26 protein-coding genes are annotated in these 26,788 nt (G+C 58.8%); 13 read left to right on the top strand and 13 right to left on the bottom strand.

What is annotated here, in order from left to right:
- The first annotated feature begins 486 nt into the window (after positions 1-486).
- The 4 genes from xylA (at position 487) to yiaA (ending at position 4,373) form a co-directional block, all read left to right on the top strand.
- Positions 487-1,809, top strand: a complete 1,323-nt coding sequence (xylA, locus tag ACOI6Z_RS17810; protein WP_023291332.1) for a xylose isomerase — start codon at positions 487-489, stop codon at positions 1,807-1,809.
- Positions 1,810-1,901: 92 nt separating this feature from the next.
- On the top strand, positions 1,902-3,356 hold the full coding sequence (xylB, locus tag ACOI6Z_RS17805) for a xylulokinase (protein ID WP_065812610.1): 1,455 nt from the start codon (positions 1,902-1,904) through the stop codon (positions 3,354-3,356).
- Positions 3,357-3,524: 168 nt separating this feature from the next.
- Positions 3,525-3,896 carry an inner membrane protein YiaB gene (gene yiaB / locus ACOI6Z_RS17800; RefSeq protein ID WP_032454341.1) on the top strand — a complete coding sequence of 124 codons (372 nt, stop codon included), beginning with the start codon at positions 3,525-3,527 and terminating at the stop codon, positions 3,894-3,896.
- 33 nt (positions 3,897-3,929) lie between these two features.
- Entirely contained in the window at positions 3,930-4,373 is a 444-nt protein-coding gene (gene yiaA / locus ACOI6Z_RS17795) for an inner membrane protein YiaA (RefSeq protein WP_044525027.1), read from the top strand.
- Between the two features lie 27 nt (positions 4,374-4,400).
- Here yiaA and ACOI6Z_RS17790 read toward each other — a convergent pair whose 3' ends face one another.
- The gene (locus tag ACOI6Z_RS17790) at positions 4,401-5,396 is read right to left on the bottom strand and encodes an acyltransferase (protein ID WP_032454339.1); all 996 of its coding nucleotides are present in this window, start codon (positions 5,394-5,396) and stop codon (positions 4,401-4,403) included.
- 179 nt (positions 5,397-5,575) lie between these two features.
- Here ACOI6Z_RS17790 and ACOI6Z_RS17785 point away from each other — a divergent pair, with 179 nt between their 5' ends.
- The 5 genes from ACOI6Z_RS17785 (at position 5,576) to ACOI6Z_RS17765 (ending at position 11,392) form a co-directional block, all read left to right on the top strand.
- Positions 5,576-5,875: a YsaB family lipoprotein gene (locus ACOI6Z_RS17785; RefSeq protein ID WP_072096573.1), complete on the top strand. Its 300-nt coding sequence runs from the start codon at positions 5,576-5,578 to the stop codon at positions 5,873-5,875.
- A 127-nt stretch (positions 5,876-6,002) separates the two neighbouring features.
- Positions 6,003-6,914 carry a glycine--tRNA ligase subunit alpha gene (gene glyQ, locus ACOI6Z_RS17780; protein ID WP_023291326.1) on the top strand — a complete coding sequence of 304 codons (912 nt, stop codon included), beginning with the start codon at positions 6,003-6,005 and terminating at the stop codon, positions 6,912-6,914.
- A gap of 9 nt (positions 6,915-6,923) precedes the next feature.
- Complete coding sequence (gene glyS / locus ACOI6Z_RS17775) at positions 6,924-8,993, top strand: glycine--tRNA ligase subunit beta (protein ID WP_023291325.1); 2,070 nt, start codon at positions 6,924-6,926, stop codon at positions 8,991-8,993.
- Positions 8,994-9,318: 325 nt separating this feature from the next.
- On the top strand, positions 9,319-9,471 hold the full coding sequence (gene hokA / locus ACOI6Z_RS17770; RefSeq protein ID WP_032454338.1) for a type I toxin-antitoxin system toxin HokA: 153 nt from the start codon (positions 9,319-9,321) through the stop codon (positions 9,469-9,471).
- Positions 9,472-9,772: 301 nt separating this feature from the next.
- Entirely contained in the window at positions 9,773-11,392 is a 1,620-nt protein-coding gene (locus ACOI6Z_RS17765) for an ATP-binding cassette domain-containing protein (RefSeq protein WP_065812609.1), read from the top strand.
- A gap of 98 nt (positions 11,393-11,490) precedes the next feature.
- Here ACOI6Z_RS17765 and cspE read toward each other — a convergent pair whose 3' ends face one another.
- The 4 genes from cspE to ACOI6Z_RS17745 all read right to left on the bottom strand — a co-directional run bounded on the left by cspE (position 11,491) and on the right by ACOI6Z_RS17745 (position 14,128).
- The gene (gene cspE / locus ACOI6Z_RS17760) at positions 11,491-11,703 is read right to left on the bottom strand and encodes an RNA chaperone/antiterminator CspA (protein WP_000014594.1); all 213 of its coding nucleotides are present in this window, start codon (positions 11,701-11,703) and stop codon (positions 11,491-11,493) included.
- Positions 11,704-11,957: 254 nt separating this feature from the next.
- Positions 11,958-12,248 (bottom strand): HTH-type transcriptional regulator, encoded by a 291-nt coding sequence (locus ACOI6Z_RS17755; RefSeq protein WP_004205010.1) that lies wholly within the window; start codon positions 12,246-12,248, stop codon positions 11,958-11,960.
- A gap of 244 nt (positions 12,249-12,492) precedes the next feature.
- Positions 12,493-13,848, bottom strand: coding sequence for an MFS transporter (locus ACOI6Z_RS17750; protein WP_044525024.1), 1,356 nt, complete (start codon positions 13,846-13,848; stop codon positions 12,493-12,495).
- Positions 13,841-14,128 (bottom strand): hypothetical protein, encoded by a 288-nt coding sequence (locus tag ACOI6Z_RS17745; RefSeq protein ID WP_065812607.1) that lies wholly within the window; start codon positions 14,126-14,128, stop codon positions 13,841-13,843. The genes ACOI6Z_RS17750 and ACOI6Z_RS17745 overlap by 8 nt, the downstream gene beginning before the upstream one ends.
- Positions 14,129-14,288: 160 nt before the next feature.
- On the opposite strand from ACOI6Z_RS17745, the gene ACOI6Z_RS17740 reads away from it, so the two are divergent.
- Complete coding sequence (locus ACOI6Z_RS17740) at positions 14,289-14,999, top strand: DUF3053 domain-containing protein (RefSeq protein WP_002921929.1); 711 nt, start codon at positions 14,289-14,291, stop codon at positions 14,997-14,999.
- Between the two features lie 108 nt (positions 15,000-15,107).
- Here the strand turns inward: ACOI6Z_RS17740 and ghrB are convergent, their stop codons facing one another.
- The 6 genes from ghrB to ACOI6Z_RS17710 all read right to left on the bottom strand — a co-directional run bounded on the left by ghrB (position 15,108) and on the right by ACOI6Z_RS17710 (position 21,071).
- Positions 15,108-16,079 carry a glyoxylate/hydroxypyruvate reductase GhrB gene (ghrB, locus tag ACOI6Z_RS17735; RefSeq protein ID WP_023291320.1) on the bottom strand — a complete coding sequence of 324 codons (972 nt, stop codon included), beginning with the start codon at positions 16,077-16,079 and terminating at the stop codon, positions 15,108-15,110.
- 24 nt (positions 16,080-16,103) lie between these two features.
- Complete coding sequence (locus tag ACOI6Z_RS17730) at positions 16,104-17,384, bottom strand: MFS transporter (protein WP_004205006.1); 1,281 nt, start codon at positions 17,382-17,384, stop codon at positions 16,104-16,106.
- Positions 17,385-17,488: 104 nt separating this feature from the next.
- The gene (locus ACOI6Z_RS17725) at positions 17,489-18,424 is read right to left on the bottom strand and encodes a sugar kinase (RefSeq protein ID WP_008806889.1); all 936 of its coding nucleotides are present in this window, start codon (positions 18,422-18,424) and stop codon (positions 17,489-17,491) included.
- A gap of 3 nt (positions 18,425-18,427) precedes the next feature.
- Entirely contained in the window at positions 18,428-19,177 is a 750-nt protein-coding gene (locus ACOI6Z_RS17720) for a sugar phosphate isomerase/epimerase family protein (protein ID WP_049013063.1), read from the bottom strand.
- Positions 19,178-19,288: 111 nt separating this feature from the next.
- Positions 19,289-20,305 (bottom strand): LacI family DNA-binding transcriptional regulator, encoded by a 1,017-nt coding sequence (locus ACOI6Z_RS17715; protein ID WP_023291318.1) that lies wholly within the window; start codon positions 20,303-20,305, stop codon positions 19,289-19,291.
- A 103-nt stretch (positions 20,306-20,408) separates the two neighbouring features.
- Positions 20,409-21,071: an OmpA family lipoprotein gene (locus tag ACOI6Z_RS17710; RefSeq protein WP_023291317.1), complete on the bottom strand. Its 663-nt coding sequence runs from the start codon at positions 21,069-21,071 to the stop codon at positions 20,409-20,411.
- Positions 21,072-21,238: 167 nt separating this feature from the next.
- On the opposite strand from ACOI6Z_RS17710, the gene ACOI6Z_RS17705 reads away from it, so the two are divergent.
- A complete protein-coding gene (locus ACOI6Z_RS17705) occupies positions 21,239-23,569 on the top strand; it encodes a molybdopterin guanine dinucleotide-containing S/N-oxide reductase (RefSeq protein WP_065812606.1) in 2,331 nt (776 codons plus the stop codon).
- Here ACOI6Z_RS17705 and ACOI6Z_RS17700 read toward each other — a convergent pair.
- Together ACOI6Z_RS17700 and tag are read right to left on the bottom strand one after the other, a co-directional pair.
- The gene (locus ACOI6Z_RS17700) at positions 23,538-23,978 is read right to left on the bottom strand and encodes an N-acetyltransferase (RefSeq protein ID WP_032454332.1); all 441 of its coding nucleotides are present in this window, start codon (positions 23,976-23,978) and stop codon (positions 23,538-23,540) included. The two genes, ACOI6Z_RS17705 and ACOI6Z_RS17700, sit on opposite strands and share 32 nt — an antisense overlap.
- Complete coding sequence (tag, locus tag ACOI6Z_RS17695; protein WP_044525019.1) at positions 23,956-24,537, bottom strand: DNA-3-methyladenine glycosylase I; 582 nt, start codon at positions 24,535-24,537, stop codon at positions 23,956-23,958. The genes ACOI6Z_RS17700 and tag overlap by 23 nt, the downstream gene beginning before the upstream one ends.
- Before the next feature lie 142 nt (positions 24,538-24,679).
- Between tag and ACOI6Z_RS17690 the strand changes: the two genes are divergently transcribed.
- On the top strand, positions 24,680-25,324 hold the full coding sequence (locus ACOI6Z_RS17690; protein WP_023291313.1) for a lipase: 645 nt from the start codon (positions 24,680-24,682) through the stop codon (positions 25,322-25,324).
- Positions 25,325-25,565: 241 nt separating this feature from the next.
- Positions 25,566-26,771 (top strand): MFS transporter, encoded by a 1,206-nt coding sequence (locus ACOI6Z_RS17685; protein WP_023291312.1) that lies wholly within the window; start codon positions 25,566-25,568, stop codon positions 26,769-26,771.
- The last annotated feature ends 17 nt before the right edge of the window (positions 26,772-26,788 follow it).

The raw sequence follows: 26,788 nt of genomic DNA, 5'->3' as shown, positions 1-26,788 counted from the left end.
CCTTTTTTGTAAGGGTAGGTAAGACGAACGGAAAAATAATGTTTGATACATGAGGTTGCGGATACGTTACAGATTCTTAACGCGGAAAGCAGGGCTGGCAATTACCGGTTCTTATTTTGCAGTTATGAAATTTCGTTTAATGCGCAAATTATGACGGCGATCGTATTTTATTCATGCACACTCTTATTATTGCACTGGACCTCTCTGACAGGACGGCAGAAGAACGCGCCGATATTATTTTTTGCGAGCTGGCGCACGTTTGTGGATTCTCTCAATGGCGGTGTGAAATAACGTAATTGAGGAAAATGAAAGCGAAATTCTATATTGGCTTAAACCCGTCATACTTCAAGTTGTAGGTGTGTTGGTGACATTCGTTGCTTCGCCCCCTGGTTATCGGGGACTCGCGCTCCTGCCGCCTTCCTGCAACTCGAATTATTTAGGGTACCTGATTGGTTATTCGCCGCATCTCTGAATATGGAGTTCTCTATGCAGACCTATTTCGATCAACTCGATCGCGTTCGTTACGAAGGCCCGAAATCCGCTAACCCGCTGGCTTTCCGTCATTACAACCCGGATGAACTGGTGCTGGGCAAACGGATGGAAGATCATCTGCGTTTTGCGGCCTGTTACTGGCACACCTTCTGCTGGAATGGCGCCGATATGTTTGGCGTGGGCTCCTTCGACCGCCCATGGCAGCAGCCTGGCGACGCCCTGGAGATGGCCAAACGCAAAGCCGATGTGGCGTTCGAATTTTTCCATAAACTCAACGTGCCTTACTACTGCTTCCACGACGTTGACGTCTCGCCGGAAGGGAGTTCGCTCAAGGAGTACAGCAATAACTTCGCCCGGATGGTCGAGGTGCTGGCGGAGAAGCAGCAGCAGAGCGGCGTCAAGCTCCTGTGGGGGACCGCAAACTGCTTCACCAACCCGCGCTACGGCGCCGGCGCGGCCACCAACCCGGACCCGGAAGTGTTTAGCTGGGCGGCCACCCAGGTGGTTACCGCCATGAATGCCACCCATCAGCTGGGCGGCGAAAACTATGTCCTGTGGGGCGGTCGCGAGGGCTATGAAACCCTGCTGAATACCGACCTGCGCCAGGAGCGTGAACAGATTGGCCGCTTTATGCAGCTGGTGGTGGAGCATAAGCATAAAATCGGCTTTAAAGGCACGCTGCTGATCGAGCCCAAACCGCAGGAGCCTACCAAGCATCAGTATGATTATGATGCCTCTACCGTGTACGGCTTCCTCAAGCAGTTTGGTCTGGAAAAAGAGATTAAACTGAACATTGAAGCCAACCATGCGACCCTTGCCGGCCACTCGTTCCATCATGAGATCGCGACGGCCATCGCGCTGGGGCTGTTCGGTTCCGTCGACGCCAACCGCGGCGATCCGCAGCTGGGCTGGGATACCGACCAGTTCCCGAACAGCGTCGAAGAGAACGCGCTGGTGATGTATGAAATTCTCAAAGCGGGCGGCTTCACCACCGGCGGCCTCAATTTTGATGCGAAAGTGCGCCGTCAGAGCACCGACAAATACGATCTGTTCTACGGCCATATCGGCGCGATGGATACCATGGCGCTGTCGCTGAAGGTCGCGGCGCGGATGATCGAAGACGGTGAGCTGGATAAACGCGTGGCCAAACGCTACGCCGGCTGGAACGGCGAGCTGGGGCAGCAGATCCTTAACGGGCAGATGACCCTCAGCGACATTGCCCAGTACGCCGCTCAGCATCAGCTGGCGCCGCAGCATCGCAGCGGTCAGCAGGAACAACTGGAAAACCTGGTCAACCATTATCTGTTTGACAAGTAATCATGCGGCGGCGCCCGGCGTGACCGGGACCGCCACCAGGATGCTCTGTTCGCGCCACGCTCAGCCGTGGCGCGCGTTTAAGGAGAGGTAGTATGTATATCGGCATCGATCTGGGGACATCGGGCGTCAAAGCCATTCTGCTCAATGAGCAGGGTGATGTGGTGGCATCGCATACCGAAAAACTCACCGTCTCGCGTCCGCATCCGCTGTGGTCGGAACAAGATCCCGAGCAGTGGTGGCAGGCTACGGACACGGCGATGAAAGCCCTGGGCGCGCAGCATAGTCTGCGCGACGTGAAGGCGCTGGGGATCGCCGGGCAGATGCACGGCGCCACCCTGCTGGATAAATCGCTACAGGTGCTGCGTCCTGCCATTTTATGGAATGACGGCCGCTGCGGCGAAGAGTGCCAGCTGCTGGAGGAAAAAGTCAGCGCTTCCCGGCAGATCACCGGCAACCTGATGATGCCGGGCTTTACGGCGCCGAAGCTCTTGTGGGTGCAGCGCCACGAGGCGACGGTGTTCAGCCAGGTCGATAAAGTGCTGTTGCCGAAGGATTATCTGCGTCTGCGGATGACCGGCGAGCTTGCCAGCGATATGTCTGACGCCGCCGGTACCCTGTGGATGGATGTCGCCCGACGCGACTGGAGCGATGAGATGCTCGCCGCCTGCGATCTCAGCCGGGACGCGATGCCGGCGCTGTTTGAAGGCAGCGACGTCACCGGGCAGCTGCGTCCGGAGGTGGCGCAGGCGTGGAATATGCCACAGGCGCTGGTGGTGGGGGGCGGCGGCGACAACGCCGCTGGCGCGGTCGGGGTCGGCATGGCCGATGCCGGTCAGGCGATGCTGTCGCTGGGCACTTCAGGTGTGTATTTCGCGGTCAGCGAAGGGTTCCTCAGCAAGCCTGAAAGCGCAGTGCATAGCTTTTGCCATGCGCTGCCGGGCCGCTGGCATCTGATGTCGGTGATGCTCAGCGCGGCTTCCTGTCTGGACTGGGCGGCGAAATTAACCGGTCTCGCCAGCGTGCCGGCGCTGATTGCGGCGGCGCAGTCAGCCGACGAGAGCGCCGGTCCGGTGTGGTTCCTGCCCTATCTGTCGGGCGAACGCACGCCGCACAACAACCCGCAGGCCAAGGGCGTCTTCTTCGGCCTGACGCATCAGCATGGGCCGGCAGAGCTGGCGCGGGCGGTGCTGGAGGGGGTGGGCTATGCGCTGGCGGACGGCATGGACGTGGTTCACGCCTGCGGCATCAAGCCGCAGAGCATCACCCTTATCGGCGGCGGGGCGCGTAGCGCTTACTGGCGACAAATGCTGGCGGATATCAGCGGCCAGCAGCTCGATTATCGTACCGGGGGCGACGTCGGCCCGGCGCTGGGGGCGGCCAGGCTGGCGCAGCTGGCGGTGCACGGCGAAGCCGACCGCGCCGGGCTGTTGTCGCCGCTGCCGCTTGAGCAAGCGCATCGCCCGGACGATCGCCGAGTGGCCCACTATGCGTCACAGCGGGAAACCTTCCGCCAGATTTATCAGCAGCTGAAACCGCTGATGTCATAGCCTCAGTCCGTCCGGCAACGCCGGGCGGATTACTTCCCTGAATGTCCCGGCTACATCCATCCAAAAAAGCGTATTTGTTTATTCCGAAATCTCCGTTTGGCCGTGCGTAACCTGAGGCATCGCCGGGGGAGTCGGTCATAATCAGCCCCTGTCGACCAGGGAGGTGAGATGAACACAAAACGCAATATTGCCAGGGTGATGATGGCAGCAGGATCGCTGGTTTATCTGCTCGGTATCTGGCGAACCTGCCCGTTGTTTAGCGGTAAAGGTTATTTTCTCGGCGTACTGGTGATGGGGATGTTTGCCGTCCTCGCCCATCAGCGCGCCAGACGGTGGCAGGAACAGGACGACGGTTTTATTGCCTTATGCCGGTTGGTGCTGCTGCTATCGGTCGGCCTGCTGCTGGTGGGCGCCTGGTATGTGCCGGCAGGCTGGCATGAAAAAGCCGTCTATATCGCGGCATGGTTTGTCTGCTTATATGGCGCATCGGCAACCCCCGAACGGATCCGCGTCGCCTGCGCGATGCAAAAAACGGAATAAGCGCCATCCGTGGGCGCGTAAGAGGTAAAAGTAATGGAAAACAAGCACGCGACGTATTCTCCGGCCTTTCATTTAATCTCCTGGATTGCCCTGATCGGCGGCATCGCCACCTATCTGGTCGGCCTGTGGAATGCGGATATGCAGTTGAATGAAAAAGGCTATTATTTTGCTGTCCTGGTGCTGGGGCTGTTTGCCGCAGCGTCTTATCAGAAGACGGTGCGCGATAAATATGAAGCCATTCCGACCACCGCGCTGTACTACACCACCTGTCTGGTGGCCTTCGTCATCGCCGTTGGCCTGCTGGTTATCGGGTTGTGGAACGCCAGTCTGCTGCTCAGCGAGAAAGGGTTCTATGGACTGGCGTACTTTTTGAGCCTGTTTGGCGCCGTTGCGGTGCAGAAAAACGTGCGTGATGCCTGGGACCCGACCCGTGTAAGAGAGCCTCTCAGCGTGCAGGAAGAGGGGCCTGAACTGTGAGTCGGGCCCGCTCTCGGCGGCAGGTCGTTAACTGACCAGCCGCCGGCTATCAACCCGCTGCACCAGGCCGGACAGCAGCAGGCTGCCGAGCAGGGCGGCGCTGAAAATCCACACAATATCCAGCAGCGGCCAGCGGCTCAGTTCCAGATGGCTGGCGCGCAGCGCATGCACAATCAGGGCATGGAAGCCGTAAATTCCCAGAGAATGACGTGCAATACATTCGATACCGGGCAGGGGACGCGCGTTCAGCCAGTTTTTGGCGAGCGTCAGCAGGGCGACCGCGCAAACGAACACCGCCGGCCCGCAGTAGAGATACCAGGTGTCGCCGAAGTCCCCGCGCCAGCGTAGCTCATGCAGCGTGCCGCGGGAGATGACCCACACGGCGGCGAGGAACAGCGCGGCGCAGAGCGGGGTCAGCCATTTTTTATCGGTATCCAGGGTGCCAATGGCCCTGCCCAACACGCCGTAGAGCACGTAATAAAAGGTGTCGCCATTGATATAGAGGTTGACCGGCAGCCACTCAATCCCGGCGGCTTTGACGCCAACCATGTTGGGGTTGGCCAGAATGCCGAGGATCGCCATCAGCGCCAGCAGCATTTTGCCGTTGACGGATTTAACCTGAATAAGCGGCGAGAGCAGATAGATAACGGCGATAGCAAAGAAAAACCACAGGTGGTAGAAGACAGGCTTCTGCAGCAAATTCTTTAACGACAGCCCGACGTTAATATGGGTAAACAGCGCGATATACAGCAGAGACAGCGCGCTATAGAACGCAATGCACAGGCCAATCCGCCAGAAATGGCGCGGCTGGGCGCTGCGTTCCCCAAAAAACAGATACCCCGAGATCATAAAAAACAGCGGCACGCTGACGCGGGAGGCGGAATTGAGCAGATTGGCGATATCCCATTGCAGCAGGGTAATCGTATGCGGATGAGTGATATACCAGCTGGTACTGTGGATCATCACCACCATCATGCAGGCAATGCCGCGCAGGTTGGTGATCCAGTGTATCTTTTCTTGCATCAGTCCCTCAAAGTCTACTGGCGATATAAGGTCTGACCCGCCTTATGCCCCGGTGTCGCACGAGATTAGTCTGAGTTTTTGATCACAGACTTGTCGCTGTTTCATGATATTCGCAAAATACCTGTAATACTGGATCTTTGCGATAACAACTTGCTGACAAGGCGGTGGAGGAGAACGTGGTGAAAGGTGTCGTTTCCATAATGCTGGCGCTGCTCCTTGCGGGCTGCAGCGAGACCGTTTCCCCGCCGGCGCAAAAGGCGCAGCGCGCGCATATTACACCGCAAACTACGCTCAATATGGCGCAGCTTTGCAAGGATCAGGCCGCTATCCGCTATAACACGCAAACGCAGTTAGTTGACGTGAACCATCTTGAACAATTCCAGGCGAGCTATGAGCTGTCGGGTCGTACCGGCAAGAATGAACGTTTCATCTGTTCCTTTGACCCCGACGGCCAGTTTATGCATCTTTCGATGCGCTGAATCGACCCCGCCTGGCGTAAATTTCGTCCGTTTTCCTGAAACTACGCCGTTTCGTACTGTATATCTCGCAGCCAGCGGGTATACTGACTCCTTCCTTTAAATCCACACGTATCCAGCACGAAATCATATGCAAAAGTTTGATACCAGGACCTTCCAGGGCCTGATCCTGACCTTACAGGATTACTGGGCTCGTCAGGGCTGCACCATTGTTCAACCACTGGACATGGAAGTCGGCGCCGGCACCTCTCACCCGATGACCTGCCTGCGCGCGTTAGGGCCGGAGCCGATGGCGACCGCCTACGTACAGCCTTCCCGTCGTCCAACCGATGGCCGCTATGGCGAAAACCCGAACCGTTTACAGCATTACTATCAGTTCCAGGTGGTGATTAAGCCTTCTCCGGACAACATCCAGGAGCTGTACCTCGGGTCGCTGAAAGAGCTGGGTATGGACCCGACCATTCACGACATTCGCTTCGTCGAAGACAACTGGGAAAACCCGACGCTGGGGGCCTGGGGTCTGGGTTGGGAAGTGTGGCTCAACGGCATGGAAGTGACGCAGTTCACTTACTTCCAGCAGGTGGGCGGCCTGGAGTGTAAGCCGGTGACCGGCGAGATCACCTACGGCCTGGAGCGTCTGGCGATGTATATCCAGGGCGTCGACAGCGTCTACGACCTGGTCTGGAGCGATGGCCCGCTGGGTAAAACCACTTACGGCGACGTGTTCCACCAGAACGAAGTGGAGCAGTCCACCTATAACTTCGAATACGCCGACGTCGATTTCCTCTTCTCCTGCTTCGAGCAGTATGAGAAAGAGGCCCAGCATCTGCTGGCGCTGGAGACCCCGCTGCCGCTGCCGGCCTACGAGCGTATTCTGAAAGCGGCTCACAGCTTCAACCTGCTGGATGCGCGTAAAGCCATCTCCGTCACCGAGCGTCAGCGCTATATCCTGCGCATTCGCACCCTGACGAAAGCAGTGGCGGAAGCGTACTACGCTTCCCGTGAAGCGCTCGGCTTCCCGATGTGCAACAAGAATAAATAAGAGGCGGCCATGTCTGAGAATACTTTTCTGGTGGAAATCGGCACTGAAGAGCTGCCACCAAAAGCGCTGCGCAGCCTGGCGGAATCTTTTGCTGCGAACGTGACCGCGGAGCTGGATAACGCCGGCCTCGCGCACGGTAAAGTGGAATGGTTTGCCGCCCCGCGTCGTCTGGCGCTGAAGGTGGCCAACCTGGCGGCGGCGCAAGCCGATCGCGAAGTGGAAAAACGCGGCCCGGCCGTTGCCCAGGCGTTCGATGCCGAAGGCAAGCCAAGCAAAGCGGCCGAAGGCTGGGCGCGCGGCTGCGGTATTACCGTCGATCAGGCCGAACGTCTGACTACGGACAAAGGCGAGTGGCTGCTGTATCGCGCCCATGTGAAGGGCGAAAGCACCGAAGCGCTGCTGCCGAACATGATTGCCAGCTCGCTGGCGAAGCTGCCGATCCCGAAACTGATGCGCTGGGGCGCGTCTGACGTCCACTTCGTGCGCCCGGTTCACACCGTCACGCTGCTGCTGGGCGACAAGGTGATCCCGGCTACTATCCTCGGTATCCCGTCCGATCGCGTGATCCGCGGCCATCGCTTTATGGGCGAGCCGGAATTCACCATCGACCATGCCGACCAGTACCCGCAGATCCTGCTGGAGCGCGGTAAAGTCATCGCCGATTACGAACAGCGTAAAGCCAAAATCAAAGCCGATGCGGAAGAGGCGGCGCGTAAGATTGGCGGTCAAGCCGATCTGAGCGAAAGCCTGCTGGAAGAAGTCACCTCGCTGGTGGAATGGCCGGTGGTGCTGACGGCGAAGTTCGAAGAAAAATTCCTCGCGGTGCCGTCTGAAGCGCTGGTTTACACCATGAAGGGCGACCAGAAGTACTTCCCGGTTTACGACAACGCCGGTAAGCTGCTGCCGAACTTTATCTTCGTCGCCAACATCGAGTCGAAAGATCCGCAGCAGATCATCTCCGGTAACGAGAAGGTGGTCCGTCCGCGTCTGGCCGACGCCGAGTTCTTCTTCAACACCGACCGTAAAAAACGTCTGGAAGACAACCTGCCGCGTCTGGAAACCGTGCTGTTCCAGCAGCAGCTGGGTACGCTGCGCGACAAGACCGATCGCATTCAGGCGCTGGCGGGCTGGATTGCCGAGCAGATTGGCGCTGACGTGAACCACGCGACCCGCGCGGGCCTGCTGTCCAAGTGCGACCTGATGACCAACATGGTCTTCGAGTTCACCGACACCCAGGGCGTGATGGGGATGCACTACGCGCGCCACGATGGCGAAGCGGAAGATGTGGCCGTGGCGCTGAACGAACAGTATCAGCCGCGCTTTGCCGGCGACGCGCTGCCGTCTAACCCGGTGGCCTGCGCGGTGGCGATTGCCGATAAGATGGACACCCTGGCGGGTATCTTCGGTATCGGCCAGCACCCGAAAGGCGATAAAGACCCGTTTGCGCTGCGCCGCGCCGCGCTGGGCGTCCTGCGTATCATCGTCGAGAAGAACCTGAACCTCGATCTGCAAACGCTGACCGAAGAAGCGGTGCGTCTGTACGGTGAGAAGCTGACCAACGCCAACGTGGTTGATGACGTGATCGACTTTATGCTGGGCCGCTTCCGCGCCTGGTATCAGGACGAAGGCTACGGCGTCGACACTATCCAGGCGGTACTGGCGCGTCGTCCAACCCGCCCGGCGGATTTCGATGCGCGCATGAAAGCCGTATCGCACTTCCGTACCCTGGAAGAGTCCTCCGCGCTGGCGGCGGCGAACAAACGTGTCTCCAACATCCTCGCGAAATCCGACGAGACGCTGAACGACATCGTTCACGCTTCCGTGCTGAAAGAAGCGGCGGAAATTAAGCTGGCGGGCAATCTGGTGGTGCTGCGCGACAAGCTGCAGCCGTACTTCGCCGCAGGCCGCTATCAGGATGCGCTGATTGAGCTGGCCGCCCTGCGCGAGCCGGTGGATGAGTTCTTCGAAAACGTGATGGTCAACGCCGAAGACAAAGATGTCCGCATCAACCGTCTGACGCTGCTGTCCAAACTGCGTGAACTGTTCCTGCAGGTGGCGGATATTTCTCTGCTGCAGTAAGCGTATCGGTAATAAAAAAACCTGCCTCAGGGCAGGTTTTTTTATACCTGAAATATAAGTAGTCGAACCGCTAATAATTCAGGCGTTGATATTTTAATTATTTACATTGATCAATAAAAAATATTTTAAGAATATATAAACATAATTCTGCAAGTTATTTACGCTAGAATGGCGGCGGGTGCTTGAGACTGTGTGTCTCAGGTATTCAGCGGGAGACAGACAGAGAAAAGCCCCACCTGATAGTCATCAAAGTGAGGCTCCCCTAATGCATGAACACCATAAGCGTAGCCTCTTACTTGTTGAAAATCAACACGGGAGGCGAGGAGTGTCGCGAAAGTATCTGTTGTTTGGCTTAATAGTGATTTGCTTCACTGTTTTATTATTGACCTGGATGGTTCGTGATTCGCTATGTGAATTACAGCTCAGGCAGGGAAATAGTGAGCTGGTGGCATTCTTAGCCTGTGATAGTAAACAGTAAGAGCATCTGGTGGGGATCTATCCCCACTATGCTTGCAGTGTCAGGCATTCTCAATGCACCCTTTCATTGTTCACCAAATAAATCATTTGCCTCCTGATATCAGGAGGCCTTTTTATTTTTAAACGATTGTTGAATTAAACGGGCTTGAAATTCATAGCGGAGTGTGGCTATCCTATGCCCCGACGAATCCCTCGTCTCACTGGAGCGCGCCCTACAAATGAACAAACACGACTGATGAACTTCACGCCTTACCTCGCAGACGTTGCGGGTAGGGGAGTATTGATTTCATTCAGGAGTGCTTATGGCTCATTGCGCCCACATCCCCGCTTTTGTTTTACATCAGGTCACCTGTCAGTTTGCGACGGGGCAGACCCTGTTTGGTCCTCTCAACGTCTCGCTGGAACCGTCCCTTTGCGGTCTGGTCGGCCGGAACGGCGTCGGTAAGTCGCGTCTGTTGCGCCTGCTGGCGGGCCTTGATTCTCCTGCCGGTGGCCATATCGAGCGCGCGGCTTCCATTGCCTGGGTGGCGCAGCAGCCGACGCTTACGCCGGAGACCACCCTCGCTACGCTGCTGGGCTATGCGCCGGTCTTTGACGCCTTGTACCGCCTTGAACAGGGTCATGGACTGGCCGACGATTTCGAGCTATTGGATGGCCACTGGGATCTCCCCGATCGGCTGAGTTTAGCTTTCCGTGAAGCCGCTCTCCCGCCGTTCTCTGCCGATCGTCCCGCTTTTTCACTCAGCGGCGGCGAGCGGATGAAGGCCCTGCTGTGCGGCGCCTTCGTCTCGGGCGCCGATTATCTGCTGCTGGATGAGCCCACCAACCATCTGGACAGTGAGGGGCGAGAGTGGCTCTATCAGCAACTGGAAAACTGGCACGGCGGAGCTTTGATCGCCAGCCACGATCGTCAACTGCTGGCGCGGATGCCGAGGATCATCGAGCTGACGCCGACGGCGCTGCGCAGCTACGGCGGCAACTATGACGAATATCAGCGGCAGCGCGAGGCGGAGCAGCAGGCGGCGCGCGCGGCGCTGGACCATGCGACGACCGAGCGGCGACGCACCCGCGCGCGAATGCAAAAAGAGCATGATGCTGCCCAGCGGCGCTCGGCGCAGACACTGCGTACCGTTGATACCCTGAATATCGCCTCTTTCGAACGCGTGAAGTACAAAGGCGCGGCAAAAGAGCGTCCGGGAACGCTGCGCCGTCAGCATCGTGAACAGAACAGCAGTCTGAATGGCGCTGTGCAGCAGGCGCGAGAGCGGGTGGAAGAGGATACGCCGGTGATGTTCACCCTGCCAGGCAGCGAAGTGGCGGCGGGCAAGCAGGTGCTGGTCGTGGAAGCATTGCAGCTCGCCCATTCCCCCGCTGCGCCGCTGGACTGGCGCATGGATGGTCCGATGCGCGTTGCGCTGCGAGGGCCGAACGGCTGCGGCAAAACTACCTTGCTGAAAACGCTGCTGGGGCTGGAGCAGGCCGCCTCAGGCGATGTCCGGCTGTCGGTGAGCGCCGCTTATCTGGATCAACATCTGACGCAGCTGGATCTGTCGTTATCGGTGATAACGCATCTGAGCCTGGAAGATACTCCGCTGGATGAGGGGCTGCTGCGGACCCGTCTGGCGCAGCTGCAGCTGGGCGCCGATAAGGTCAACCTGCCGCTGGCGGCGCTCAGCGGCGGCGAACGCCTGAAAGCGGCCCTGGCCTGCGTGCTCTGGCGACGCGATCCTGCCCAGCTGCTGTTGCTCGATGAGCCGACCAACCATCTCGATTTAGCGTCGACACAGGCCATTGAGTGTGCGCTGGCGACGTTTCCCGGCGCGTTGGTGGTGGTGTCGCATGACGAGGCGTTTCTGCAGGGGTTGAAACTCACCCACAGCCTGACGTGGGGGGAAACGGGCTGGCACTATACCCGACTCTGAATGCCCGGCAGCCGCCATCGTATGCTGGCGGCGGCTGGCGACAGATAAAAAAAATCCCCGCCATCAGGCAGGGATTCTCGATTCTTAGCGGCTTGAACTTACAGAGAAGTTACGTTGCCAGCTGCCGGGCCTTTAGCGCCGCTTTCGATGGTGAAGGAGACTTTCTGACCTTCATCCAGGGATTTGTAGCCATCGTTCTGGATAGCAGAGAAGTGTACGAACACGTCTTTAGAGCCATCGTCAGGAGTGATGAAGCCGAAGCCTTTGTCAGCGTTGAACCATTTTACGATACCAGTCATTTTACCGGACATAGTGAATTACCTTTAAAAAAATAAGTGAGCCTTGCGGCGTAGCGGTCTGGACTACAGATTTAAAGCGATAAAGGGAAAGTTCACTACGGGGGTATCTTTGGATAACCTTAGAAGGACTGCTCTATTCGACTGCTCTGTGGTCTGTACATCAAACCTGCGAGCATTAACGCACGTTCAGCACCTGATAGCAAACTTTTTTTTTTACGGCGCAGCGGCAAAAGCTCCCTTACTGGCCCTTGCCGCTGCGCGCTGGATTAATCGAGTAACTGTCTTGAAAGCTGCGGATTGGCCTGAATCAGGCGCATTAATTTCAGCTCTGTGGGGGACGGTCTTACCCGTCTCGACTCCCACTCTCTTACCATGGCGACGCTCACGCCCATGGCGTTGGCGAAGTCGTCAATCTTAAGTCCAGTGCCTTTACGCAGCTGTTCAAATTCACTAAACACAGTGGACTTACGGTTTGAGGTAAGTGTCTGATTATCGTCCTTAAAAACGATGTGTTCCAGGCTGCTCAGCAGTTCAAACACGGGATCTTTATATTCCATTGAGAACTCCTTTTATCACACAGCGGAAGAGATTTTTCTAAAGCTCTTTAAGAATAGTCAGAAAAAGGCGTAAAGGATGGTAACGTCCGTGATTATTTGCCAGCAGGTTATCGAATCGGCCCCGTCAGCCAAACGGCAACGGGGCCTAAGAGAATGATTACTAACGCGATGGCGTGGCTTCGAAAATTTTTGTAAACGGATAAGAAAAAAGCGGCAAAGCCGGCGCGGGCCGCCGGCTTATCGATCAGGCTTTCTGCAGACCTCTCGCGTCCTCTGTCGCCACGGGCGCTGATTTACTGACCCGGTATTTAATCAGCAGCGCGATGGCTGACAGGAACGCCGGGATGGCCAGCAGAGTGAAAATGGTCTCAAAAGAGAGCTGGGCCTGCATCAGGAAGGCGCCGCTGAACGCACCGAGGATCCCGCCGAAGCGGCCGATACCCAGCATCCAGGCGACGCCGGTGGCGCGCCCTTGCGTCGGGTAGAAGCCTGCCGCCAGCGCCGGCATCGACGACTGCGCGCCGTTCATAATACTGCCGGCGATAAACACCATCACTCCCATCAGCGCCAGGCTGCTGGTGGAGAAGCCGACCAGACAGACGAAAACGCCGGTCAGCAGCCAGCCGACGGCCACTACCTTATTGGGGTTGATCTTGTCCATCAGGGCGCCGAGGATCAGCACGCCAATTCCGCCGCCGAGCGGGAACAGAGCGGTGATGATTGAGGCCTGACTCATTGATGCGCCGGTTTCACGGATCAGCAGCGGCAGCCAGCTGGTCAGGAGATAGAAGATCAGTAGACCCATGAAGTAGGTCAGGCACAGCATCACGGTACCCACTGCGTAGCGCGGGGAGAAAATGACGCCGATAGCCGACTTCTCTTTCACCTGGCCTGCTTCGCGCAGCTCAAATTCCACCGCCTCCGGCAGCGGCGCGATACGCCGCAGGATGGCGGCAATGCGCTGCGCCGGCTGACGCTTCACCACCAGATAGCGGGCGGACTCCGGCAGCAGGAAAATTAAAGCCACCGCCAGCAGGAGAGGCATCACGCCGCCCAGCACCAGCACGCTCTGCCAGCCATAGTGCGGGATCATCCAGGCGGATAAAAAGCCGCCCAGCGACGATCCCATCGGAAAGCCGACGAACATCAGGTTCACCAGCAGCGCCCGACGGCGCTCCGGCGCATATTCGCTCATTAACGTGGCGGCATTGGGCATCGCTGCGCCAAGGCCCAGGCCGGTCAGAAAGCGCAGCAGCGTCAGCTGGTTAAGGCTGGTGGCAAAGGCGGTGAGCAGGCTGAATCCGCCGAACACCACGATCGACATAATCAGCACTTTCTTGCGGCCGATACGATCAGCCAGCGGTCCCGCGGTTAACGCGCCGACGGCCAGGCCCACCAGCGCGGCGCTCATCACCGGGCCGAGGGCGGATTTTTCCACGCCCCACTCCTGGACCAGGTCGGAGGCGATGAATCCGATGATCGCGGTGTCGAACCCGTCCATCGCGACGGTGACGAAGCAGAGCGCGAGGATCATCCACTGGTAGCGGGTGAAGGGGTGCTCGTTGATAAAGGCCTGAATGTCGATGGTTGTCTTAGTCATACGGCTTTCCTGGCAGACTGAGCGAGGGACAGAGGTTTGTTATTATCGTCGCCTTCGCGTCATTGAGTTTGATTTGTGCGATAATCGAACGCATCGCCGTTAATCGCTCATTCATCAAATCATTGAAGCGCTGACCAGGCAATCCGGGCGCGCGCCAAAGCGTGCGATTATCGTCCGCTTCCGGGCTAGGCGCCGGTTGATGGATTTTTTGTTTAAAGAATATCAATAAGTTACGTGATATGCGTCGGCCTGATTTAAAGCGCATATTTGTGATGCGCATAACAGACGCGCCAGGCGGTGATAGCGGCGTATGGAATGGCGTTTTTCCTGCGTAAGATTAGCAGTAAAGGGTATCCTGCGAGGCCGAGCTGGACTATCCTTGTCAGCGTCTGGCACGTGTGTGTCTTTGTGCGCTTTTTTTGGCTGAAAGGAGTAAAAAAATGGCGACAGGAAAGTCCTGCTCTCGCTGGTTTGCGGCTATGGCGGCCTTATTAATGGTGGTTAGCCTGAGTGGGTGTTTTGATAAAGAGGGCGATCAGCGCAAAGCGTTTATCGACTTCCTGCAGAATACGGCGATGCGTAGCGGTGAACGACTGCCGACGCTGACCGCCGATCAGAAAAAACAGTTTGGGCCGTTTGTCTCTGACTACGCGGTGATCTACGGCTACTCGCAGCAGGTGAGCCAGGCGATGGACGCAGGTCTGCGCCCGGTGGTGGATAGCGTCAATGCGATCCGCGTTCCGCAGGACTATATGACCCAGCGCGAGCCGCTGCGTCAGGCGAACGGCGCGCTGGGCGTGCTCAGCCAGCAGCTGCAGAATGCCAAAATGCAGGCTGATGCCGCGCATGGCGCTCTGAAGCAGGCTGACGATCTCAAGCCGGTCTTCGATCAGGTATACGCCAAGGTCGTCACCGCGCCAGCCGACGCGCTGCAGCCGCTGATCCCGGCCGCGCAGATCTTTACCCAGCAGCTGGTTCAGGTGGGGGATTTTGTCGCTCAGCAGGGGACCCAGGTGAGCTTTGTGGCCAACGGCATTCAGTTCCCGACCTCGCAGCAGGCCAGCCAGTATAATGCGCTGATTGGGCCGCTGGCGGCGCAGCATCAGGCGTTTAATCAGGCATGGACGGCGGCGGTGAACGCCACCCGCTAATGCCCCGTCTGGCTGACGTGAGCTGCGGCGAACGGGCTGGATAACGGACAGAATGCAAAAAGAACCCGGGGAGGGCGATGGCCGCCGCTACCCGGGTTTTTTTATGGCTTATTTTACCTGCGGATTGACGCAGTTTTTCTCGACCTTGCCGTTCAGGGCATCGATCAGGTTATCCACCGCGCAGGCCGCCATGTTGTAGCGCGTCTCATGGGTGGCGGAGCCGATATGCGGCAGCGCGACGACGTTCGGCAGGCTCAGCAGCGGCGAATCTTTAGCCAGCGGCTCGTGCTCGAAGACATCAAGGCCGGCAGCATGAATCTCCCCCGCCTGCAGGGCGGCGATCAGCGCCTGCTCATCGACCACCGGGCCGCGCCCGGCGTTAATAAAGATGGCGGAAGATTTCATTTTGGCGAACTGCGCCTGACCGAACAGATGGTGGGTCTCTTCGCTCAGGGGCAGGATCAGGCAGACAAAATCGGCTTCCTGCAGCAGGGTATCGAGATCGCAATAGCGGGCGTTGAAGCGCTCTTCTGCCTGCGGATGCTGGCGGCGCGCGTTGTACAGGATCGGCATGCCGAACCCGAAGTGGGCGCGCTGCGCCAGCGCCATGCCGATGCGGCCCATGCCGACGATACCTAAGGTTTTATGGTGTACGTCGGTGCCGAACCAGTCTGGCCCAATGCTCTTCGTCCACTCGCCCGCTTTGACGCGCTCCGCCACTTCCACCACCCGGCGGGCGGTGCTCAGCACCAGCGCCATGATCGTGTCGGCGACGGTCTCGGTCAGCACGGTCGGGGTATGCATCAGCAGCACCCGGCGGGCGTTCAGCGCCTCGACGTCGAAGTTGTCATAGCCAACGGACACGGTGGAGGTCGCACGCAGCTTCGGCATCTTCTCCAGCAGCGCGGCGTCAACCTTTTCGCTGGAGCCCAGCAGGCCCTCAGCCTGGGCGAAGGCCTCAGCGTGCTGCGAAACGGTCTCCGGCCGCAGGTTTTTCACCTGAGTGACGGAAAAGTGCTCCTCCAGACGCTGTAGCAGGTCGTCGGGAAGCGTTTTATAGAGAATGACAGACGGCTTCATGCGAATCTCCGTAGTGTGAGTCGTTCAGGCGTGATGAGCGCCAAGTGGAAGGTTTTGATTATTAGCAGGCTTAACAATCAAAGTCAGCCATACTGAGGCGAAAAGCGCCACCCCCATAAAAATATAGGAAGCTGCGGGGCTGCCGGTGGCGCCGTTCAGGTAGCCGACAAACCACGAGCCGCAGAAGGAGCCCAGGGCGCCCATGCTGTTGATCAGCGCCATCGCGCCACCGGCGACGTTGCGTGGCAGCATTTCCGGAATAATGGCGAAGAAGGGGCCGTAAGGCGCATACATTGCCGCACCAGCCACCACCAGCAGGGTGTAAGAGACCCAGAAGTGGTTGGCGCCGACCGCCCAGGAGCCGATGAAGGCCAGTCCGCCAATCAGCAGCAGCGGCCAGACGAACAGTTTACGGTTCTGCATTTTATCGGAGGCCCAGGAGACCACGATCATGGCGATAGTCGCCGCCAGGTACGGAACCGAAGAGAGCCAGCCCACTTCCACCATCCCCATATTTTCGCCGCCGCTGCGGATAATCGACGGCAGCCACAGTACAAAACCGTACACGCCGATGCTCCAGGCAAAGTACTGAGCGCAGAGCAGGATCACGTTGCGGGAGCGGAAGGCCTCGCCATAGTTACGCACCGCTTTGATGCCCTGCTGTTCACGATCCAGTTGTTCCTGCAGCGCGGCTTTTTCACTCTCCGCCAGCCAGGATACCTGCGACGGTTTATCTTTCACCAGCACCCACCAGCAGAAGGCCCAGATCACCGCCGGCACCCCTTCGATGATGAACATTTCCCGCCAGCCGAAGGCCTGAATCAGGTAGCCGGAGACCACCGACATCCACAGGACCGTCACCGGGTTGCCGAGGATCAGGAAGGTATTGGCCCGCGAGCGCTCGGATTTGGTGAACCAGTTGCTGATATAGATCAGCATCGCCGGCATCACCGCCGCTTCGACGACGCCGAGGATAAAGCGAATGGCCGCCAGCGCCGGGATATTATGCACAATCCCGGTCAGGGAGGCGCAGCCGCCCCACAGGATCAGGCAGATAAAGATCAGTTTGCGAACGCTGCGGCGCTCCGCATAGATAGCGCCGGGGATCTGGAAGAAGAAGTAGCCGAGGAAGAACAGGGCCCCCAGCAGGGAGGAGATCCCCTTGGTGATGCCCAGGTCTTCGGTAATGCCTGCCGCGGAGGCGAAGCTGAAGTTGGCGCGGTCGAGGTACGCCAGGCTATACGTGATAAACACGATAGGCATGATGTACCACCAGCGTTTCGTTGCATTTGTTGAGCTATTCATAGGCTTGCCTCTGTCAATGAGGTGACATACGTCCGTCGAAACGGACGCTGCTGTGCCGCGCTGCAGGTAGGGTACAGGACGGCTGTTATTGTTGCGTATAAATGTTATTCGCCCAGCGCGTCGCGGGTGGGCAGCCCCTCGCTGTCGCCCTGGACCTGAATGGCCAGCGAACCGATTTTATTGCCGCGGTTCACCGCCTGAAGCAGGGTTTTGCCTTCCAGCAGGGCGCTAATCACCCCGACGGCAAAGCCGTCGCCGGCGCCGACGGTATCGACGACGTTTTCGACTTTAATGGCATCAACCGTTCCCTGTTCGCCGCTGGCGCTCTTGAACCAGGCGCCGTCGCAGCCGGTTTTAATGACCACCGCCTTGACGCCGCGCGAGAGATAGAAATCGGCGATCCCCTCCGGGGTCTGCTGGCCGGTGAGGATGACGCCCTCTTTTAAGCCTGGCAAAACCCAGTCAGCCTGGAAGGCGAGACGGTTGAGTTTCTCCACCATCTCGGCTTCGCTTTTCCACAGCACCGGCCGCAGATTGGGGTCGAAAGAGAGGGTTTTGCCCTCGGCTTTCATGACCTTCGCCGCATGCTCCAGCAGCGCATATGAGCTTTCAGAGAGCGCGGCGGCCACGCCGCTCAGGTGCAGATGACGGGCGCTGGTGAAGTAGTCGGCGCGAAAATCGTCCGGCGACAGATGGCTGGCGGCAGAACCTTTACGGAAATATTCCACAATGGGATCGGTTCCATTTTCGACTTTCGATTTCATCTGGAAACCGGTAGCGAAGCGGTTGTCGATGGCGACAGCGTGGCTATCGATCCCCTCTTTCGCCAGCGATTGCAGTACGAAGCGGCCAAAGCTGTCGTTGCCGACGCGGCTGACCCAGCCGACCTTCAGACCCAGGCGCGCCAGGCCGGTGGCGACGTTCAGCTCAGCGCCGGCGACACGTTTCATAAAATGCTCCACCTCGGCCAGATCGCCGGTTTCGGTGGCGACAAACATGGCCATAGCTTCGCCGATGGTGATGACATCTAAATTTTCCACGGCTTATTCCTCGCGTAACAGGTTGACGTAGCGGCGGGTCACGGCCGTCAGGTCATGGCCAGTCAGCGGAAACTCGATTCCACGCGGCGCGTCGGCGGGAAGATTATCGAGCAGGGCCAGCCAGCGGTCGGCGGCCTGATCCGGCGGCACAGCGCGGAATTTCTCCTGATGAGGCTCCGCCGCTTTTACATGAATATAGCTGACCGCCGGCGCAAGATGGCGGGCGGCCTCTTCCGGCGAATCGCCGACCCACAGCCAGTTGCCCATATCAAACGTTAAGGTGATCGGCAGCTGATGGACCCGACAGGCGGCTTTGAAGCGCTGCATCGGCGCCAGCTGGCCGCAGTCGGTCTGGTCATTCTCCACCACCAGCGCCATGCCGCTGTCGCTGAGGATATCGCGCAGTTCGTCGAGCTGCTGGTTGTGGCGGAAATGGCCAAGGGAGAGCTTCAGCCACAGGGCGTTAAGAGTCTGCGCTTCCGCGAGCAGCGTCGGGAGATGCGGGTTAAGCTCGCCGTTGTCGGCGAACAGCGCCTGGGGCGCGGAGTAGCAGGCCAGCAGGCCGTGGCGCTCAATGGTGGCGGCCAGCGTCGGCAGGGCGTTGAGCTCTTCGGCGCTGAACAGCTCGCGGCGGATTTCGACGCCGTCCGCGCCGGCGTCGGCGATAAACGGCAGGACGGCGGCCTGGCCGCCTAAGGATTTAACATGGTCATTACCATACGCAGCGGTAACGACAATAATTTTTCTGGCCATCGCGCTCTTACTCCCGGCGTTTGTTGCTTAATCTCCTTATTACGCTAGATGGTATCGGTTCCATAAGAAAGGGCGAGATGTTTAATTTATGATCGGCATCACGAAGGATCGTTAACGGGAAGTTGATCCGCGGACGATAAGCTCGCCGGAGAAGACCCGCTCGCAGATGGGGTCGTTACTGCCAGCAATGCGCCGAATCACCTGTTCCACCGCCGCGTAGCCGATCTGCCACGTCGGCTGTTTGAGGGTGGTGATGCCGACGCCAGCCAGCTCCGCCCACTCCAGTTCGTCGAAGCCCAGCAGGCCGATATCGCTGCCCCAGATCAGGCCGACGCGCTTCAGGGCGCGGGCTACCTGCAGCGTCAGCGCGCCGTTGGCGGAGATCACCGCTTTGCGCATCCCGCGGTGGCGGGCGTGGAACTGGCGCAGGACGTTGTCCATCATCGCGCCGTCGTTGAGCTGCACTTCGGCGTTTTCGGCCACCACGCCGTGGTGGCGGGTGAGCGTGGCGCGGAAGGCGCTCAGGCGCTCGCGGCGGGTATTGACCGACCCCAGCGGTTCGCTAAGAAACAGGATGGCCTCAAAGCCTTTCTCCACCAGGTGTTCGGTGGCGGTGGTGGCGGCCTGGGCGTTATCAAGCCCGACCACATCGCAGGCGAAATCGGGGATTTTACGGTCAATCAGCACCATCGGCAGGGCCGACTGCTGCAGCCGGTTCAGGCCATCCTCCCGCATGCCGACCGCGTTGACGACGATGCCTTCCACCTGGTAGCTGCGCAGCAGGTCGAGGTAGTGCAGCTCCTGATCCAGCTCGTTATTGGTGTTACACACCAGCAGAGTGAAGCCCTTTTCCCGGCAAGCCGCTTCAATGCCGCTCATGACGTTGACCGAATAGGGGTTGGTGATATCGGCGATGATCAGGCCGATGAGGCGGGTTCGGCCGTGCTTGAGGCCGCGGGCCATCAGGCTGGGGCGGTAGTCGAGTTCGGCAATGGCTTGTTCAATACGTGATAACAGATCGTCGGAAAGCAGATGCTTCTCGCCGTTAAGATACCGTGAAATGCTGGTTTTGCCGGTCTTTGCGGCTTTCGCCACATCGCTAATGGTTGCACGCGCCGCTTTCGCCATGGTGGCTTCCTTTGCTGAAAATCTGCCAACACCTTAGCGCGAAAAATAGCGATATCAAGCATTTTGCCCGGCAGAGGCGCGGCCGGGCAACATGAGGATGCGCTTATTGCAGCGGGCTGAGGGTGATTTCCACGCGACGGTTCTGCGCCTTGCCTTCCGCCGTGCTGTTGCTGGCGATGGGGTTCGCCGGGCCCATGCCGGTGGTGCGAATGCGGTTGGCCGCCACGCCCTGGGTGATCAGCGCGCTGGCGACGCTGTCAGCACGCTGCTGCGACAGACGCATATTCAGGTCCTTACTGCCGGTGCTGTCGGTGTAGCCGACGACGTTAACGGCGGTTTTCTCATACTCTTTCAGCACCATGGCCACGCCGGTCAGGGTGTTGGCGCCGGCCGGTTTCAGGTTGGCGCTGTTGCTGTCGAAAGTGACGTTATTCGGCATGTTCAGCACGATGTTGTCACCATTTCGCGTCACGCTGACCCCGGTTCCCTGCATTTTGTCGCGCAGCTTCGCTTCCTGCACGTCCATGTAGTAGCCAATGCCGCCGCCCAGCGCCGCGCCTGCCGCTGCGCCAATCAGCGCGCCTTTGCCGCGGTCGTGTTTGGAGGAGGAAAGCGCGCCGACGCCAGCGCCCACTAAGGAGCCAATACCTGCGCCAATACCGGATTTGCCTGCTTCACGCTCACCGGTATAGGGGTTGGTGGTGCAGCCGGAAACGGCCAGGGTGCCGCTGACCAGAGCCGCAATCATAAGTACGCGTTTTTTCATTTAATGTCCTTAATCCTTTTTATTCTTTGCCACAGCGAACGTGACGGTTGATTATGACGCGCGAATACGTAGAAAATTCCCCGCATACCATCTCATTTTGTAAATAACATTGAACGGCGCCGATTCGCGCCGTCACCACACCTGCCTTCGCTGACCAGGAGCCGCCTTTGCCAACCTCATCTGCAACCAAAACCATTTTAACCGCCGCCCACTGGGGACCGATGCTGGTGGAAACGGACGGGGAAAACGTCCTCTCCTCCCGCGGCGCGCTGGCGACGCCGTTTGCCAATTCGCTGCAAACGGCGGTGCGCGACCAGGTGCACAGCAAAACCCGCGTGCGCTACCCGATGGTGCGCAAAGGCTTTCTCGCCTCTCCGGACAAGCCCCAGGGGGTCCGCGGTCAGGATGAATTTGTGCGGGTGAGCTGGGAGCAGGCGCTGGATCTGATCGATGCCCAGCATCGTCGGATCCGCGAAAGCTACGGACCGGCCTCCATTTTTGCCGGCTCCTACGGCTGGCGTTCTAACGGCGTCCTGCATAAGGCGGCCACCCTGCTGCAGCGCTATATGAGCCTGGCGGGCGGCTACACCGGCCATCTCGGGGATTACTCCACCGGCGCGGCGCAGGCGATCATGCCTTACGTCGTGGGCGGCAATGAGGTGTATCAGCAGCAGACCAGCTGGCCGCTGGTGCTGGAGCACAGCGAGGTAGTGGTGCTGTGGAGCGCCAACCCGCTGAACACGCTGAAAATTGCCTGGAACGCCTCCGACGAGCAGGGTATCCCGTGGTTCGACCGGCTGCGTCAGAGCGGTAAACGCTTGATCTGCATCGATCCGATGCGATCGGAAACGGTCGATTTCTTTGGCGATTCGATGGAGTGGATCGCGCCGCATATGGGCACCGACGTCGCGTTGATGCTGGGTATCGCCCATACGCTGGTGGAGAATGGCTGGCAGGACGACGAGTTTCTTGCCCGCTGCGCCAGCGGCTACGAGATTTTTGCCCGCTATCTGACCGGCGAAAGCGACGGCGTGGCGAAAACCGCCGACTGGGCGGCGGCTATTTGCGGCGTCTCAGCTGATAAGATCCGCGAACTGGCGAAACTTTTCCACGAAAACACCACCATGCTGATGTCTGGCTGGGGCATGCAGCGCCAGCAGTATGGCGAGCAGAAACACTGGATGTTGGTCACCCTGGCCGCGATGCTGGGGCAGATTGGCACCCCGGGGGGCGGGTTTGGGCTTTCCTACCATTTCGCCAACGGCGGCAACCCGACCCGCCGCGCGGCGGTGCTGGGCTCGATGCAGGGGAGCGTGGCCAGTGGCGTGGACGCCGTGGAGAAGATCCCGGTCGCGCGGATTGTCGAGGCGCTGGAGAAACCGGGTGCGGAGTATCAGCACAACGGCATGGCGCGGCGCTTCCCCGATATTCGCTTTATCTGGTGGGCCGGCGGCGCCAACTTTACTCATCACCAGGATACCAATCGCCTGATTCAGGCCTGGCAGAAACCAGAGCTTATCGTCATCTCCGAATGCTTCTGGACCGCCGCCGCGCGTCATGCCGATATCGTTCTGCCGGCGACCACCTCGTTTGAGCGCAACGATCTGACGATGACCGGGGACTACAGCAATCAGCATCTGGTGCCGATGAAGCAGGTGGTCGCCCCGCGGGGTGAAGCGCGCGATGATTTCGCGGTCTTTGCCGACCTCAGCGAACGTTGGGAGGCGGGCGGCCGCGAGCGCTTTACCGAAGGGAAGAGCGATCTGCAGTGGCTGGAGACCTTCTATCAGATGGCCGCCCGGCGCGGCGCCCAGCAGCAGGTGACGCTGCCGCCGTTTGCCGAATTCTGGCAGGCTAACCAGCTGATTGAGATGCCGGAGGCGCCGGAGAATGCCCGTTTCATCCGCTTCGCCGCCTTCCGCGACGATCCCCTGGCCAACCCGCTGAAAACGGCGAGCGGTAAAATTGAGATCCACTCGCCGACCATCGCCGCCTTTGGCTACGCCGACTGCCCGCCGCACCCGATGTGGCTGGAGCCCGACGAGTGGCATGGCAACGCCGAGGCGGGGCAGCTGCAGCTGCTGTCGGCCCATCCGGCACACCGTCTGCACAGTCAACTGAACTACTCCGCGCTGCGCGAACGCTATGCCGTCGCCGGACGCGAACCGTTGACTATTCATCCGCAGGATGCCCGGGCGCGGGGGATTGCCGATGGCGATCTGGTGCGGGTGTGGAACGCCCGCGGTCAGGTGCTGGCCGGCGCGGTGGTGACGGAGGGGATCCGCCCGGGGGTGATATGCCTGCATGAAGGGGCGTGGCCCGACCTGGATCCGGTGGCGGGCATCTGCAAAAACGGGGCGGTGAACGTCTTAACCAAAGATATCCCGACATCCCGGCTGGGCAACGGCTGTGCCGGGAACACCGCCCTGGCGTGGCTGGAGAAATATACCGGCCCGGCGCTGCCGCTTACAGCATTTGATCCGCCGGCCAGCGCATAATCCAGGTGGGGTGCTGAGTATCGTCCTGCCATGCGCAATCTTCAATGCGGAAGCCTTGCGCATGGTAGAAACTGACCGCTGATTCGTTTTTCTGATAAACCTCAAGGCTAAGCCAGGCGTAGTGCTGCTTGACTTCATCCAGCAGCGCCCGGCCAATGCCCTGGCGGATGGCGTCCGGCGCGACGAACAGCGCGCCGACGAAGCGGGACTCCAGCACGCTGACAAAGCCTTTTAGCTCTCCGTCGCGCTCCCAGACCCAGGTGCTGGCGGCGGGAAGATAGACGTCCCGTACCACCGCGACGCTGTCGCGCCAGTAGCTTTCGCTGATAAAGGGATGGGCATGGATCGTACTATCCAGCCACAGGGCCAGCAGCGGTGTATTATCTTTAGCGACCCACTTGCGGATCATCCTGACCTCCCGGGTGACAGAAGCAGCCGGTGACATGGTCGTTGACCAGCCCGCAGGCCTGCATAAAAGAGTAACAGATCGTCGAACCGACAAACTTAAAGCCGCGTTTTTTCAACGCTTTAGACAGCGCATCAGAGGCCGGCGTCGTGGTCGGGATCTCCGCCAGCGTCGCCGCGCGGGTGACCTGCGGCGCATTGTCGACGAAAGACCAGACAAAATCAGTGAACGACTCGCCATTTTCCTCCATCGCCAGATACGCCCGGGCGTTGCCGATAATGGCCTGGATTTTTCCCCGATGGCGGATAATCCCGGCATCCTGCAGCAGCCGCTCGACATCATCGTCCCCCATCGCCGCCACGCGCACCGGATCGAACTGGTGAAAAGCCTGGCGATAGTTCTGCCGTTTTTTTAACACCGTGATCCACGACAACCCGGCTTGCTGGCCTTCAAGGCAGATCATTTCAAACAGCCGCTGGGACGCTTTTTGCGCGACACCCCATTCGGTATCGTGATACTCGATATATAACGGATCCTGACTCACCCATCCGCAACGCTGCATAGCTATTTCTCCCTCTGCGCTAAAAAAGTGGACGCCCCGGCTTGACGACTGAAAGATAAAGATAATAGTTAATACAGGGAAATCGTATCCCCAAAAAAACACAGCAATAATGCCGATTCGGCTCTTTTCTGGAGTCGCATTAATGATAATAAAGAAATGCAATGGCCTCCGGGGGTTCTTGTTCCCGGTGTGCGTATCCGTCTGGGTATCGTGTGTCTCTGGAGCGAATGCCTGGCAACAGGAATATATCGCTATCGATACAAAAAGTAATACGTCGGAACGTTATACATGGGATAGCGATCACCAACCACGCTATGAAGATATCCTCGCCGAGCGGATGAAGTCGTCTGAAACGCCGGGCGGACTGGCGTTAAACCAGGGGCTGGCGCCGCCGGACAGCAGCCGGGGGATGAGCGTCGGCTGGAATTATCTGCTGGCAAACGGCATGACCTCCGGGCCGGTGGCCAGTCTGCGCAGCGACTACAGCGCGCCGGCGACGAAAAGCGTTGGCGAGACGGGATATGTCAACACGCTCGGCTGGCGTATGGATTATCAGTCGCTGTGGGGCGTGCACCCCTGGGCTCAGGTGAGCTATAACCAGTCGCTCGCCAGCGATGCCTGGTCGCCGACCACTCGCGCCAGAGAGGGCGGCTGGAGTGATGTCACCCTGGGCGCCGATATGCCGCTGGGATCGCATGTGGCGGCATGGGCCACCCTGTCGCAGGCGGATAATGTCCCGTCGGGGGAAAATACGCTCTATCTGATGGGGGTCAGCGCCAACTTTTGAGCGGGGATTGTTACGCGTTTGAAACGATGCGGTTATTGTTAAATCTCAGTAATGGCGCATTTCTGTGAGATAGCGCACACTAACTTTTTTGCTGATATTCGCGGAATGAATGTCATGCAATGCCATTCATTCCGCCATTAATGCATTTCATTCCCTGCTGATGGCAGTTCATGCCTTTTTCCCCCACTGGATGAGGGGCCTTCGCTATTGTGGCGGCAGTTAATTTATCAGGACAACTGCTATGAACGCTGCAAACCGTCAATCGACCCGCTGGCTTACGCTTATCGGCACCATCATCACCCAATTCGCTCTCGGTTCGGTTTATACCTGGAGCCTGTTTAACAGTTCACTGTCTGACAAACTGGGCGAACCGGTCAGCCAGGTCGCCTTCTCCTTTGGCCTGCTGAGCCTCGGGCTGGCGCTCTCCTCGTCGGTCGCCGGCAAGCTGCAGGAGCGTTTCGGCGTGAAGCGCGTCACCATGGCCTCCGGGATCCTGCTCGGACTGGGCTTCTTCCTGACCGCGCACTCCAACAGCCTGATGATGCTGTGGCTGAGCGCGGGCGTGCTGGTGGGGCTGGCGGACGGCGCCGGTTATCTGCTGACCCTGTCGAACTGCGTGAAGTGGTTCCCGGAACGCAAAGGGCTGATTTCCGCCTTCTCCATCGGTTCCTATGGTCTCGGCAGCCTGGGGTTCAAATTCATTGATACTCATCTGCTGGCCACCGTCGGTCTGGAAAAAACCTTCGTCATCTGGGGCGCTATCGTGCTGGTGATGATCGTCTTTGGCGCGACCCTGATGAAAGATGCGCCAAATCATACGGCGACCACCGCGGCCAACGGCGTCGTGGAAAACGACTTTACTCTCGCCGAATCGATGCGTAAACCGCAGTACTGGATGCTGGCGGTGATGTTCCTGACGGCCTGCATGAGCGGTCTGTATGTGATTGGCGTGGCGAAAGATATCGCGCAGGGGATGGTCCATCTGGATGTCGCCACGGCGGCTAATGCGGTAACGGTTATCTCAATCGCTAACCTTAGCGGTCGCCTGGTGTTAGGTATCCTGTCCGATAAAATCTCCCGCATTCGCGTGATCACCCTCGGTCAGGTGGTGTCGCTGGTGGGGATGGCCGCGCTGCTGTTCGCTCCGCTGAATGCCATGACCTTTTTCGCCGCGATTGCCTGCGTCGCCTTTAACTTCGGCGGAACCATCACCGTCTTCCCGTCGCTGGTCAGTGAATTCTTCGGTCTGAACAACCTGGCGAAAAACTATGGCGTCATTTATCTGGGCTTTGGTATCGGCAGCATCTGCGGTTCCCTCATCGCTTCGCTGTTCGGGGGCTTCTACGTCACCTTCTGCGTGATCTTCGCTCTGCTGATTATTTCGCTGGCGCTTTCCACTACCATTCGTCAGCCGAAAGGCAGTGTCTATAGCGAGGCGCACGCCTGAAACCTGCAGCGTGAAAC

Source organism: Klebsiella sp. C239, assembly GCF_048822715.1.
GTDB classification, from domain to species: Bacteria; Pseudomonadota; Gammaproteobacteria; order Enterobacterales; family Enterobacteriaceae; genus Klebsiella; species Klebsiella quasipneumoniae.
Note: the sequence above shows the minus strand (reverse complement) of the source record. Positions and strands in the feature narration are given on the sequence as shown.